Raw genomic sequence first — 13,741 nt, forward strand, 5'->3', positions numbered from 1 at the left:
AGCAGTGTTGATTTGATTACGGTTTCGGGGATGAACTCAAGGTCATTATGACCCAGAGAATGATCTTAGACGGAGGTTTAGTATGGTAACAGCGAATTTCGCCACACTGTCAGGGTTTGGTTTAATTGCACTTGCACTTGCTGTTGTTTTCTTCTCACCTTACCGTCGCTGGCTTGGTTTTATGTTGGCAGGCATGTTTTTTTGGGGACTTTTGGAAGTCGTCCGTTATGGCGTACAAACACTTTTTGAGATGCCTGTCACCTATAGTTATTTAACCGCTTTAAGTCTGGCGATGGTTGCTGTTACCCTGGTGTTGTTAAGAGAAGACCGTTTGGCGCAAAAGGCATTGGCAAATCGTCAATACATTGAGCATACACCTGTATACGAGGATGATCAGCAACAATGCTCAAGTCGCTAAAATAGGCTAATAGTTGAAATTAGAAAGCGTAGGTTATCCTGCGCTTTTTACGTTTTATTATTTTTTGTAATACAAAGCTTTTATTTAAGTGCTTACATTTATGCTAGGATGATCGCGTTTAGTTCCATAAGAATACGAATAGGCTTGAATGTCATGAAACTTTCTGCTCTACCTGTTGTAAAGTTACCATTGGTTGATGTCAGCACAGATCCTCTGGATTTGCTGGTAGTCGGTTTGGCTCTGCGTATGAAACAACTGGCACGTACCAGTCCCAAATTTATTGAAATGACACATGATCGTGCGTTTCGTATCCAGATTGGTACAGATTTAGGCTTTGCACGTCAGATTATTGTCAATCATGGCCAAATTGAAACAGTGGCAGGTAGTCCAGAGCAGGCCGACTTTATTTTACAATTTGCTGATAGTGAGCAAGCGGTAAAAACCTTGATGAAAGGCGATCCGACAGCTTTTATGACGGGTATGCAAAACGGTAGCATTAAAATGGAAGGTGATTTTGGCTTACTGGTTTGGTTTAATCAGGCAGCTAAATTGATTCCGCCAAAACTACCAAAACCAGTCAAAGAAAAGATTAAGCAAGCACGTTTGTTTATTAAGCAAAAAACAGGTAAATAAAGTTATATAAGCTATTGAAATTAGCTAATTTATATGAAGAATACCCCTTTTTTAGGGGTGTTTTTTATGAGCAAATTTTACCAATCGTATTGATAATGTCTTGTTTTACAGGTTGTGCAAGTATTATTTCTGGTTCAACCCAAACCATGACTATCAAAAGTGTACCTGACTCGGCTCAAATTAAAATTATAAATAAAAGTGGCGAAGCCGTTCATCAAGGTGAAACACCTTTAACAGTGACTTTAAAAAGAGGAGCTGGATATTTTAAGCCGCAAAGTTATACGGTAACCTTTAATAAAGCGGGCTATCGGGCCAAAACAGTACAAATTCAAGCGACCGTAAACGGCTGGTATTTTGGAAATATCTTATTAGGCGGTATTTTAGGTCTACTTGTCATCGATCCTGCCACGGGTGCAATGTATCGACTTAATCCAAATGATGTGAATGTTGTTTTAGACCAAGAGCAAAGTTCGGAAGCTAACTCTACCCAAGCATTTACTGTGATTTTGAAACAGGCATTGCCTGAGTCTATTGCAGCACGTGCTGAGAAAATTGCGCAATTGTAGAGATAAAATTTATTTAGGATTTTCCATAGCTTGAGATGCAAGCTATGGAGTTTAACTAGTCTACTTCTAGTTGAAAAGTCACAGGCCCGTCATTGATTAAATGCACTTTCATATCTGCCGCAAAAATACCAGTTTGTACTGTGGGGAATTGGCTTTGCGCGTAGATAACGAGTTGTTCATACAGCTCTTTAGCCGTGTTTGGCGGCATAGCAGGGCCAAAATCTGGTCGTAAACCCTTTTGGGTTTGTGCCATTAGGGTAAATTGAGAGACGAGAAGTAATCCACCCTGTGCTTGCGATAAATTCCACCCCATTTTTCCATTTTCATCATCGAAAATGCGATATTTAATAATTTTATCAACAAGTTTTTGACCTTTTTCCAAAGTATCATCACGCCCCAGTCCTAAAAAAACCAGTAGACCTTGTTGAATTTCACCTGTGATTTGTCCATCGACCACAACTTTGGCCTGTAAAACTCGCTGTATTAATGCCCGCATAAGGATGATCATTGACTTAAAACACGATGATTTTAGCAGAAATTTTTTCTCTCAAAAAAATTCATGTTCCACTAAAGTGGCAATGCTTTATACAAAACCTTGCGATTTTAGCAATTAAAATATGCTTTAATGCAATAAGCTTATTCTTAAACTGACACGTCTATGTCATCAATTATTCATTCATTGCTGGATACAGATTTATATAAATTCACCATGTTGCAAGTGGTATTACACAAGTTTCCGCAAACCCATAGTGTTTACCATTTCCGCTGTCGAAATCTACAAGATACGATTTATCCTCTAGCCGATATTTTGCCTGAATTAAATGAACAGTTAGATCATTTATGCACTTTAAAATTTAAGGATGACGAACTGCAATATTTGCGGAGTTTTCGGTTTATCAAAAGTGATTTTGTTGATTATCTGGAATTGTTTCAGCTTAAACGGCGATTTATTCAAACTGGGGTAGATGAAGAAGGTCGTCTGGATATTTGGGTCGAAGGTCCCATGGTTCAGGCAATGATGTTCGAAATTTTTGTATTGGCGATTGTCAATGAGCTGTATTTCCGCCGTATTCGTAGTGATGCCGTATTAGCTGAGGGTGAACGTCGTTTACAAACCAAGCTTGAATTATTAAAACAGTATTCGTCGCAGCAAAATCCCAATGATCCGCCATTTCTGGTGTCAGATTTTGGTACTCGTCGTCGTTATAGTTTTGAATGGCAAAAGCATGTGATTGAGGAGTTTCATCAAGCTACTCCTAATATTTTCCGTGGGACCAGTAATGTTCTGCTTGCTAAAGAGTTGGGGATTACGCCGATAGGAACCATGGCGCATGAGTTCTTACAGGCTTTTCAGGCATTAGATGTGCGTTTACGCGATTTTCAAAAAGCCGCACTGGAAATGTGGGTACAGGAATATCGTGGTGACTTGGGGATTGCATTGACTGATGTGGTGGGAATGGATGCTTTCCTACGTGATTTTGATTTGTATTTTGCCAAACTGTTTGATGGCCTGCGTCATGATAGTGGCGATCCTTATGAGTGGGGCGATAAAGCGTATGAGCATTATCGTCATCTTAAAATTGATACCAAGACTAAAATGCTTACCTTCAGTGATGGACTCAACTTGGAAAAGGCATGGGAATTGCATCAATACTTTAAGGATCGTTTTAAAGTCAGTTTTGGCATTGGAACCAACCTCACGAATGATATGGGGCAAACGCCACTCAATATTGTGTTGAAACTGGTGGAATGTAATGGCCAGTCGGTTGCAAAAATTTCCGATAGTCCAGGTAAGACCATGACAGATAACGATACATTTTTGGCATATTTACGTCAGGTTTTTGAAATTCCTGAAGAGGTTGAATGATTTTATTTAGCTGATTTTCTGCTAAATATTGGTAAAAAATCAGCAAAACCATGAAAATGCTTATGTTAAGATCGACCTACCTATTAATGCAACGTGATGATTTGCAATGACGGCACCTGAATTTAACTTTGGTTTACTAATAGAAGCAGAAGATTTAGTTCCTTATCTGGGACATGAATGTTTGCGCATAGTTGATTTGAGTCGTAGTTCAGTCTATGAACAACTTCATATTCCTCATGCGATTCAGCTTAAACCCAAGCAATTGGTAGCACAGCATGATGAGGCGACAGGTGTTTTACCTTCAGTGGAACAGCTTCAGCAATTAGTCCAATATTTAAATATTTCGCCTGAACATCATGTGGTGGTCTATGATGACGAAGGGGGGGCATGGGCCGGGCGTTTGATCTGGAATTTACACTGTATCGGTTTTACCAGAACCAGTTTGCTCAATGGTGGGATTCATGCATGGCTCGGTGCAGGTTTTCCAACTACTTCAGAGATTGAAAAAACACAGCCTGTTGAAAAACTGGTACAGGTTGATTTATCGCAAGTTAATCAATATAAAATTGATTATGATGAATTGAGAAAACAGGTCGAAACGCAACATATCCAACTATGGGACTGTCGTACCACTGAAGAATACACAGGGTTACGTCTAGCGGCGCGACGCGGTGGTCACATTCCTGCTGCACTTCATTTTGAATGGAGTACTGCCCTTGATCGTCAAAATCATCTAAAATTGCATCCGCTTGAACGTACCCGAAATCGATTGGAACAATTAGGCTTCCAATTGAACCAACCTGTAGTGGTATATTGCCAATCGCATCATCGTTCGGGTTTAGCTTATATCGTCGGTCGTTTACTACAGTGGCCGATTCGTGCTTATGATGGTGCATGGAGTGAATGGGGCAATCGCCTCGATAGTCCGATTATTACTGGAGAGAATCCACTTTGAGTTTTACATCACGATTAAAAAAAGACTTATTTATTAAAGCTCAATCACTTGTTCCTCAGCATCAGCTCAGCCGCGTGGTGGGTAAAGTGGCTGCCAGTGAAAATGTGGTGGTCAGAACCGCAGTAATTCAAGCGTTCAAGGCGAAATATGGCATTGATCTTTCCATTGCAGAACAGGGAGATGCTTTAAAATATAAATCTTTTAACGAATTTTTTACTCGTGCGCTTAAAGATGGGGTGCGTGTAGTCGATGCTTCACCTCAGAGTATTGTTTCACCTGCGGATGGGGCAATTTCGCAGATTGGGACGATTAAGGATGGTGATATTTTCCAAGCAAAGGGCCAAAGCTTTTCTGTCGAAAAATTAATTGGTGATCCGCAATTAGCAGAACCATTTAAAGAGGGTCAGTTCGCGACAGTATATTTATCGCCAAGAGATTATCATCGGGTACACATGCCATTTTCTGGCACATTGACTGAAACGTTATATGTGCCAGGTGAGTTATTTTCAGTGAATCAAATCACGGCTGAAAATATTCCTGGATTATTTGCTCGCAATGAACGTATGGTGTGTTTGTTTGATACAGAACTAGGGCGCATGGCGGTGGTTTTGGTTGGCGCAATGATCGTAGCGGGTATCGAAACAGTAGCAACGGGTAAAGTTAAACCGACGGGCCGTTTAGAATTACAGCAACATGAGTTAAAACTGGAAAAAGGCGCTGAACTAGGACGTTTTTATTTAGGTTCAACAGCTGTGGTGTTATTTGAAAAAGACAAAATAGCTTGGGAAGAACAGTTTAAAGCGAATTCAGTGGTGGTAATGGGCGAAAAACTGGGACATTCGGTTTAGATTTCAAAAATGCGCAGATATAATTTGACTCCATAAGTTAGTATATTTAATCGGCAGTCCAATTTTTTAGGGTTGATGATGAATGTTATGGTTTTCTGCGTTGATTTATTCATTGGATGTCATAATTTTCAGTGCATTAAAAGTTATTTAATAAGCAAAAATAATAAAGTGTTTTTATAAAATTTAGAGAATCAATAAAATTCAGAGATAAACCTAGTCATACGTTTAGAAATATATGTAAAGCATTTATATTCCTTAAAATTAATTTTTATTTCTTGTGATTTAGATATTTTTGGGTGATCGTTATTCTTATGGGCATAATAATATAAATCATACAAAAAACGATTATTGCACAAATAAAAAATTGATGAATAAACGGAGGCATTTGAGGCAATAAAATTGCAATGCTATGGTGCCAGAGTTTTGGAATCATTAAAGTTAGTGGGTAAATTGATATAAAAATACCCAAACTTTGTTTTAGCTTTGTGGCTGTCATATGTGAACCTGAATTTATATATTTTTTAAAGCAGAAAAACCAGAGAGAACTCTCTGGTTTTATTTGATTATGCAGATGGGCCAAAAATATCATTGACTGCTTGCCAGTTAGTTAATGGTTTTAAACCAGAGGGGAACCGAATCGCTTTCATATGTCCAAATTCTTTAAGGGTATCGATGCAATGTTCCCGTCCAAAACCACTGTGTTTATTTCCACCAAATGGCATACCATGTGCACGTCGATTGTAAGTATTCATCAGTACCATACCAACATCTACCAGACGAGAAAGGCGTAATCCCTTTTCAATGTCTTGTGTATAAATACCGCATACGAGACCATATTCAGATTGATTGGCTAAAGCTGCAGCCTCTTCAAATGTGTCAAATGGTGTAATTGTTACGACGGGTCCAAAAATTTCCTCATTAAACAAGGCACTCGATGCCGGAACATCCACGAATAACGTGGGTTTAATATAAAAACCTTCTTTTAAATGTGCATCTATTGGTAATGCGGCTTGTGCAGCAATAGTAAGCCCTTCTTCAATGCCTTTATCAATATAAGATTGAACACGCTGTTGATGAGCCTTACTAACCAGCGGTCCAACATGGGTCTCATTTAGCATTCCATCACCGACATTGAGTTGCTTCACGCCTTCCGCTAATTTTTCAACAAAACGATGATAAATGCCACGTTGCACGATCATACGAGATGAAGCCGTACATGATTCACCCTGATTAAAATAGCCTCCTTCTAGAGCATCGCGGATAACCCGTTCAAAATCCGCGTCATCAAAGACGACAAATGCATTTTTACCGCCTAATTCAAGGAGGGTAGGTGTAATGTTGGTTGAGGCGCTTTTTAAAATAGCGCTACCCGCTCGAGTTGATCCCGTAAAGCTAATTTTTTTTACAAGTGGATGACTTGAAAGTGCTTCACCTGCAACTATACCCGTGCCAGGAACGACATTAACCACATTCGGGGGAAGAACTGTTTGCAGGAGTTCAACAATGTACATGGGCGTTAAAGGCGTTTGTTCACCAGGTTTGAGTACAACGGTATTACCAACTGCTAAAGCAGGAGCTAATTTACCAGCGGTATGGATAGGTGGCCAGTTAAACGGAATGATCGCTCCTACAACACCAAGAGGTTCTACAATAATAGACGTATACAAATGACCATGATCAATAAACCCGCCTGGAATTTTATCAACTAAACTGGCAAAGTAGCGGAATAATTCAATCAGCGCATTGACATCAAAATTACGGGCTTGAGAAAAAGGTTTTCCATTTTCCAATGTTTCAATACGGGCAATTTCATCGGCATGCGCTTCCAGTACGTCTGCACATTTTAAAAGTAACTTGCTACGTTCCTCTGCTGAACGATGTTTCCAGTCAGTTTCAAAGGCTTCATTTGCGGCTTCGATTGCTGCATCCATTTCGGCCTGACCGCCCCCTTGAATAATAGCAATGACTTCACCAGTAGCCGGATTTTCGACAGTAAACTGGTCGTCAGGATTTTCTGATGACCACGCTGTTTTTTTCAATAAATTGTTTGATAGAACTTTCATAAGTTTTACCTTTTATTTATTGCACTATACTGTGCAGTGCAATTTTTAAGAAAAATAATCAGCCTATGGCTGATAACCATTTATAAAGCATTGAACGGCTGCTTGAACAACATGTTCTTTTCGTTGCATATCGGGTTCATCGGATAAAATAATTAAGCCTAACCCAATTAGCGGTTCATTAATCATGCCGATGAATTGCTGTGTAGCAAGCCCAATATCATCTATTTTCAACAAATGGGAGTGTTTCATTTGAGTTAAATAATCAAAAATAGATTGAATCATGGGCTCTTTTCCCAAGCGGTAAAAATTACGAGGTAAATCAGGAAAACGATCTCCCTCGACAATTACCAATTTGAGAAAAGAACGTACAATTGGAGGTGACCAGTAATTTGCAATAGCCATTCCCAAATTGAATAGTCCTTTAGAAGGGTTATGTTGAGCTTCATCATTTTGTTCTGGCCGATAAGGCTTTACATTTTTCCAGATATCAATAATGACAGCATTGAAAAGTTCCTCTTTACTGTCAAATTGATTATAAATAGTACGTCTGGCAACATTTGCAACGAGAGCCAATTCATCCATACTTGTTGCTTCAAAACCCTGTTTTAAAAAGGTTTGTTTTGCAGCTTGAATAATTAGATCTCGTTTACTGGACATGTGAAGCGCCTCTAAAATAAGAATTTAAAATGCACTTATGAGTGCATTTGTGGTTATATTAGCGCAAAAAAATAAATAAGCAACTCTTTTTTGCACTTAGTAGTGCAAAAATAAATTGGTCATTTATAGATTTATGGAGATTTAAACTAAGATAAAAAAGTACACATGACTTTTTTAAGGTGTAGATAAACGGTTATGTTTCGAGATTTTAAACCATCTGGTATAAGCGTTCTTTTGGAAAAACGGCTTTAAATAAAGAACCTTCATTTTCTCTGGAGACAACATCCAGATACGCACCATGTTGCATGAGTACATGTTTAACAATCGCAAGTCCGAGTCCAGTTCCACCAGTTGCACGACTTCGTGCACTATCTACTCGATAAAAACGTTCAGTTAATCGAGGTAAGTGTCTTGGATCAATACCGATCCCATTATCCTGAACGGTAAAGTAACCGTGTTCACCGTCATCATGCCAGCCAATAGTAATAATGCCACCTTTAGGGGTGTATTTAATCGCATTGGTAATCAGGTTACTAAAAGCACTCGCAATTTCCATATCTGATCCAATCAGATCACAGTGACTATCAATATCTAGATTTAGCGTATGTCCGTAATCTGCATTATAGGCTTGCGCATCATCAAACAGTTGATTCATCAAGCTTGGCATTTCAATAATCTGATTCTTAGCAATTTTTTTGTTATTTTCCAGATTTGAAAGCAACAGTAAGTCATTCACCAGCGCATTCATACGCTTAGTTTGGGATTGCATCTGATCAAATGCGCGTTTCCAACGTGGGCTTAAATCCTCTTGATCTGTAAAGGTTTCAATATAACCACTCAACACGGTTAAGGGAGTGCGCAACTCATGCGAAATATTGTCGACAAAGTCTTTACGCATTTGTTCAAGATTGTGCATGCGAGTGACATCGTAGGCGACCAACAGCACACTATCACCTCCAAAAGGAGTGAGTTTGATTTGAACATAATGATCATCCAGTACAGATGATTTCAATTTGATGCCATCAGGTGCTTGATCAATATAGTTAAAATACTCAATAAAACTCGGTTGTCGTAGTATGCTTAATATATTGGTACTACGATCCAGTATTTTAATTCCCAAGAGTTTTTCTGCGGCAGGGTTACACCATTCAATTTGATGTAAATCATCCACCAGCACAACTGCTTCATTTAGAGCGACTAATGATGATTGGGCACGATCAATCAGCCCGACCATTTCAGCTTGAACCACACGTTCCTGTCGTTGGGCACGATAAACATTAAACAGTAAAGCTCCCCAGATACCATTGAGGTTAGGTGGGGTATCGTAAGGGCGATTAGAAATCCACTCATTGACAATGTACAACGAGCGTAGTTGTAAGCCAAAGAAAATCAAAAATGCGATGAGGATACAAATGCCTAAATGGTCGAGACCAAATCCCACAAAAGCTGCAATAATAAGCAAAAAAGCCAGTAATCTTAAATCTTGCTTGGCAAAGGTCCATAAACTGCTGTAGCGAAAACGTTTATGTTCACGGGCAAGATCTGGAACGGGATAGGGTTCGTACATAAAAGGTGCTTTAACCTGCTGCTAAATCCGCACGTGTTGAAAAACGATAGCCTGTACCACGTACAGTCTGTACAAATCGATCTACACCGAATGGCTCTAAGACTTTGCGTAAACGACGAATATGTACATCAATGGTACGATCTTCAATATAAACATTGCCCCCCCAGACCTGATCCAGCAGTTGGGCACGAGTGTAGGCGCGTTCAGGATGCGTCATGAAGAAAGCCAATAAACGGTATTCAGTCGGCCCCATATCTAGAATGTTACTTCCAAAACTTACGCGTTGGCTAACAGGATCTAGAATAAGTCCATTCGCGTCAATGGCTTTTTCACCATTTAAAGCATTGGCACGCCGTAATACTGCCTTGATTCGGGAAACCAATTCACGTGTTGAAAAAGGTTTGGTCATATAGTCATCTGCGCCTGCATCCAGACCTTGTACTTTATGGTCTTCTTCGCCACGCGCGGTGAGCATAATGACAGGAATCTCAGATAATGTCTCATCGCGTTTTAAGCGACGACATAGATCAACCCCGCTGACACCACCGGGTAACATCCAATCCAGTAAAATTAAAGCAGGACGCTGATCAACAATCATTTGATGCGCTTGTTTGGCATCTTCGGCCTGTAAACATTGAAAGCCTGCCATATCCAGTGAGGTATGAATCATTTCACGGATGGGAAGTTCGTCATCGACGATTAAAATATAGTCATCTTTCACAACGCAATTACCCTATTTAGTTTATTGAACGGCGTACCGTTTTATTTATGACAGGCTTATTACAAAGATTAATTATGACAGTATCATTGCAGAATTCATCAGAACGTGTTTTTTTAGCATGAATTGTGACAAAAAATTGCATCCGTGATGATCAATTCATGACAAAAGCTCAATTTTTAATAAGGTTAATGTCAACTTAATTTATTTTTCTTTCTCGGAAAAAGTTTGTAGTAGAGATAAAAATACCGTACGGCAAGCAAATAGCACATCTTCTTGGGATTGTTTAAATCCCCCCATGACCCAACGAATAGCGATTTGGGTGACATAACCGTTTAATCCCGTTGCGATCAAAGAAACTTCCTGCTCTGAACGTTGTAAATGCGGCATCATCAGCATGACAAAAGCCTGAATCATACGGTCAAAACGTAGCATGGTTTCCTGAATAGTAGCCTGATTATGCAGCTCTTGTACTAGCATGGCATCAATATAAATAATACGGGCTAAACGGGGATCTTCTTTGAGTGTTCGTAATAATGAATTGAGCCCCGCATCAATCATATTGACGGGGTCAGGTGCGGCCTGCATGACACCCTGCATGACATTTTGTTGTAAAGTTTCGATCAGTTTTAAGAAAATGGTCTGAAATAATTCTTCGCTTTTTTTAAAAGATTCATAAAAATACCGTTCTGTCAGTTTGGCTTCATTGCAGACATCCTTTACCGTGACCGAAAAAAATCCCTGTGTTCCGTAGGTTTCTATTCCTGCCTCAATGAGTTTTTCACGACGTACATGCTTACGTTCAGTCAAAGACAAGCCTTTAAATTGACGTTCTTTATTGACTGTTTTTTTGTTCTGTTTTGCATTTAAATCGGATTTGTGTGTAGTCATTGATATGTGGTGTCCTCATTGGCTATGGAGAGTTTAGCAAGTTTTGGCCAAAATAACCGAGTCGGTCATTTGTTTGAGTATTTACTCTAGATCGGATAGATTGTATTGACAATATGTATTGTCAAAAATATAGTGATTGAATCATGTACATCAGCATGGGTTTGTGTACACCTATTTAAGGGAAAAGGTCAGGCAATGAAAAATTTTAAAAATAAAGTCGCTGCAGTTACGGGAGCAGGCTCAGGTATAGGCCAGCAACTTGCTCTTTTATTGGCAAAAGAAGGATGCCATTTGTCACTGAGTGATATCAATGAACAAGGACTTGCAGCGACGGTCGAACTGCTTAAACCTTATAATATTCGTGTCACCACACAAAAACTGGATGTGTCAGATCGCCATGCGGTGAAGACTTGGGCAGAACAAACCGTTCAAAATCATGGTTTCGTGAACATGATTTTTAACAATGCGGGTGTTGCATTAGGCTCTACGGTTGAAGGTGCTAGTTATGAAGAACTGGAATGGATTGTAAATATTAATTTCTGGGGTGTGGTTTATGGCACCAAAGAGTTTTTACCATTTATTAAGCAAACCAAAGATGGCCATATCGTCAACATTTCGAGTCTATTTGGTTTGATTTCACAACCGACCCAGTCGGCTTATAATGCAACAAAATTTGCAGTTCGCGGTTTTACCGAGTCTTTGCGTCAAGAACTAGACATGCAAAATTGTGGAGTCAGCGCCCTGTGTGTACATCCAGGTGGGATTCGTACCAATATTGCCAATGCTGCAAAAATGAATGACAGTTTAAAAACCTTGGGTATGCACCCTGAAAAATCGATTAAAGCATTTAATAAATTATTGCGCTGCCCACCCGAAGAAGCGGCGCGTCAGATACTTGAAGCTGTTCGCAAAGATAAGCGTCGTTTATTAATTGGTAATGATGCAAAAGTACTGGATCTTATGCAACGCTTTTTACCAACAGGTTATCAGCGTGTCAGTGAATTTGGAACTAAGCTAACCAATAAACTTTAATATCATCAAAGCCCACTAAAATTAAGTGGGCTTTTTTTGCGTTAAATTAACACTTTAATGGCTTTTTTCTTCCAGATAAATTGATAATAACTGGCTTGTAAAATACATAGGCTGACAAAGGCGAGAGCATACGCATACCAAATGCCTTTTAGTCCCCAGAGGCTACTAAACCAGTATGCACAAGGCACTTCAATACATAAAATCGCTGCAATATTAATCAGCATAGGCATTGTCACGGTGCCGCTTGACCGCATAATCGAAGCAAAAATGGCGCTGGCACCAAAAAATAAAATTGACCATAGCACAATAAATAAAAGCTGCTGTCCAAGTTGAACGACACTATCATCGGTAATAAATAAAGCCATCAAATATTTTGAAAATAGATACGCCAGAATGACCAGTGTTCCAGTAATGATGATATTCATCCACAGCGCCGTGCGGGTAACGCGGGCTAACAAATCCGATTTTCCCATTCCAATCGCTTGTGCGCCAAAAATAGAAGCGGCAATGGCAATAGATAAAGCAGGAAACTGGATATAGTTCAAAACCTGATTGACCGCGCCATAAGCAGCAGTTGCGTGCGCACCAAACCGATTAACCAGACCTACAACGACTAGTCCAGCTACTGAGGTAGTGACCATTTGAACCCCAGTTGGAATTCCTAAACGTAAAATCAGTCGGCTTAATTCGGCATCGTAACGGATATGTTTGAGCAGCGCTAAATCAGGTTTAAGGGGATGATTCTTCTTATTTAAATAAATAATTAAAAAGAGAATAACTAATGCATTACCTGTAATGGTGGCAATGGCTGGCGCAATAATGCCCAGTTTGGGAAAACCAAAATAACCTGCAATGAGCACTGGAGTAATCACTAGACCAATTAAACTGGTTAAGGACAAGGCAACTAGCGGCGTGATACTGTCACCCACGCCACGTAAAATAGAGGTATAAATAATATACACAAATAATAAAGGACTACCTGCTAGCATCCAGCGTACATAAGGTAAAGACAGATGCAACACACTGGAATCTGTACCTAAAGCCAGCAAAACATGGGGCGCAAAAAACACGCCTAAGGCTGCGATAATACAACCTCCAATCATGGTCATAAATAAAGTAGAACCCACTACACAGCGGACTTTTTCAATATTTTGTGCGCCCCATGCTTGCCCGACCAAGACTGTCGAACCTGCCGACAATCCAATCACAAAAGCCATTAAACAAAACAAAATGGGAAAAAACACAGCGACAGCCGCAATAGCATCGACGCCCATCATTTGACCAACAAAAACCGTATTAATGGTGCCTGACAGATTTTGCAGGATATTGGTGGCAATTAACGGCAACAAGAAAATCAAAAAAGTTTTCCATATCTTTTGTTGCTGAATCAGGGGACGGTGAGGGGGCATTTATTCTCCATTAATATGAATGCGCAAGTGGTATTGTGATTGATTATTCCTTTACTGACAAAATAACACGTTGCTTTAAAAAGATGGTTATTTTACGCGTATGAGACTGACGATGAA

Annotated in this window: 14 protein-coding genes; 7 read left to right on the plus strand and 7 right to left on the minus strand. The window is 39.6% G+C overall.

The window, feature by feature from the left end:
- Nucleotides 1-82 precede the first annotated feature (82 nt).
- From aciT to IAE19_RS00385, 3 genes are all read left to right on the plus strand, one after another.
- The gene (gene aciT / locus IAE19_RS00375) at nt 83-418 is read left to right on the plus strand and encodes a ciprofloxacin tolerance protein AciT (RefSeq protein WP_004995642.1); all 336 of its coding nucleotides are present in this window, start codon (nt 83-85) and stop codon (nt 416-418) included.
- 153 nt (nt 419-571) lie between these two features.
- Entirely contained in the window at nt 572-1,051 is a 480-nt protein-coding gene (locus tag IAE19_RS00380; RefSeq protein ID WP_200458971.1) for an SCP-2 sterol transfer family protein, read from the plus strand.
- Nucleotides 1,052-1,146: 95 nt separating this feature from the next.
- Nucleotides 1,147-1,617, plus strand: coding sequence for a hypothetical protein (locus tag IAE19_RS00385; protein ID WP_200458972.1), 471 nt, complete (start codon nt 1,147-1,149; stop codon nt 1,615-1,617).
- 55 nt (nt 1,618-1,672) lie between these two features.
- On the opposite strand, the gene dtd is transcribed toward IAE19_RS00385, so the two are convergent.
- Entirely contained in the window at nt 1,673-2,113 is a 441-nt protein-coding gene (gene dtd, locus IAE19_RS00390) for a D-aminoacyl-tRNA deacylase (RefSeq protein WP_200458973.1), read from the minus strand.
- Between the two features lie 162 nt (nt 2,114-2,275).
- Here dtd and pncB point away from each other — a divergent pair, with 162 nt between their 5' ends.
- The 3 genes from pncB (at nt 2,276) to asd (ending at nt 5,287) form a co-directional block, all read left to right on the plus strand.
- Nucleotides 2,276-3,484 (plus strand): nicotinate phosphoribosyltransferase, encoded by a 1,209-nt coding sequence (gene pncB / locus IAE19_RS00395; RefSeq protein WP_200458974.1) that lies wholly within the window; start codon nt 2,276-2,278, stop codon nt 3,482-3,484.
- A gap of 106 nt (nt 3,485-3,590) precedes the next feature.
- The gene (locus IAE19_RS00400) at nt 3,591-4,439 is read left to right on the plus strand and encodes a sulfurtransferase (RefSeq protein WP_200458975.1); all 849 of its coding nucleotides are present in this window, start codon (nt 3,591-3,593) and stop codon (nt 4,437-4,439) included.
- On the plus strand, nt 4,436-5,287 hold the full coding sequence (gene asd / locus IAE19_RS00405; protein ID WP_200458976.1) for an archaetidylserine decarboxylase: 852 nt from the start codon (nt 4,436-4,438) through the stop codon (nt 5,285-5,287). Before IAE19_RS00400 ends, asd begins: the two co-directional genes overlap by 4 nt.
- 563 nt (nt 5,288-5,850) lie before the next feature.
- Here the strand turns inward: asd and IAE19_RS00410 are convergent.
- From IAE19_RS00410 to IAE19_RS00430, 5 genes are all read right to left on the minus strand, one after another.
- A complete protein-coding gene (locus IAE19_RS00410) occupies nt 5,851-7,350 on the minus strand; it encodes an aldehyde dehydrogenase family protein (RefSeq protein ID WP_200458977.1) in 1,500 nt (499 codons plus the stop codon).
- A gap of 63 nt (nt 7,351-7,413) precedes the next feature.
- Nucleotides 7,414-8,007, minus strand: a complete 594-nt coding sequence (locus IAE19_RS00415; protein WP_200458978.1) for a TetR/AcrR family transcriptional regulator — start codon at nt 8,005-8,007, stop codon at nt 7,414-7,416.
- Nucleotides 8,008-8,215: 208 nt separating this feature from the next.
- Nucleotides 8,216-9,574 carry a phosphate regulon sensor histidine kinase PhoR gene (phoR, locus tag IAE19_RS00420; protein ID WP_200458979.1) on the minus strand — a complete coding sequence of 453 codons (1,359 nt, stop codon included), beginning with the start codon at nt 9,572-9,574 and terminating at the stop codon, nt 8,216-8,218.
- Between the two features lie 10 nt (nt 9,575-9,584).
- A complete protein-coding gene (phoB, locus tag IAE19_RS00425) occupies nt 9,585-10,295 on the minus strand; it encodes a phosphate regulon transcriptional regulator PhoB (protein ID WP_200458980.1) in 711 nt (236 codons plus the stop codon).
- 201 nt (nt 10,296-10,496) lie between these two features.
- Nucleotides 10,497-11,183 carry a TetR/AcrR family transcriptional regulator gene (locus IAE19_RS00430; RefSeq protein ID WP_200458981.1) on the minus strand — a complete coding sequence of 229 codons (687 nt, stop codon included), beginning with the start codon at nt 11,181-11,183 and terminating at the stop codon, nt 10,497-10,499.
- Between the two features lie 195 nt (nt 11,184-11,378).
- Between IAE19_RS00430 and IAE19_RS00435 the strand changes: the two genes are divergently transcribed.
- Entirely contained in the window at nt 11,379-12,215 is an 837-nt protein-coding gene (locus tag IAE19_RS00435) for an SDR family NAD(P)-dependent oxidoreductase (protein WP_200458982.1), read from the plus strand.
- A 41-nt stretch (nt 12,216-12,256) separates the two neighbouring features.
- Here the strand turns inward: IAE19_RS00435 and IAE19_RS00440 are convergent, their stop codons facing one another.
- Complete coding sequence (locus IAE19_RS00440) at nt 12,257-13,624, minus strand: MATE family efflux transporter (protein ID WP_200458983.1); 1,368 nt, start codon at nt 13,622-13,624, stop codon at nt 12,257-12,259.
- Between the last annotated feature and the right edge of the window lie 117 nt (nt 13,625-13,741).

Source organism: Acinetobacter sp. S40, assembly GCF_016624705.1.
Lineage (GTDB): Bacteria > Pseudomonadota > Gammaproteobacteria > Pseudomonadales > Moraxellaceae > Acinetobacter.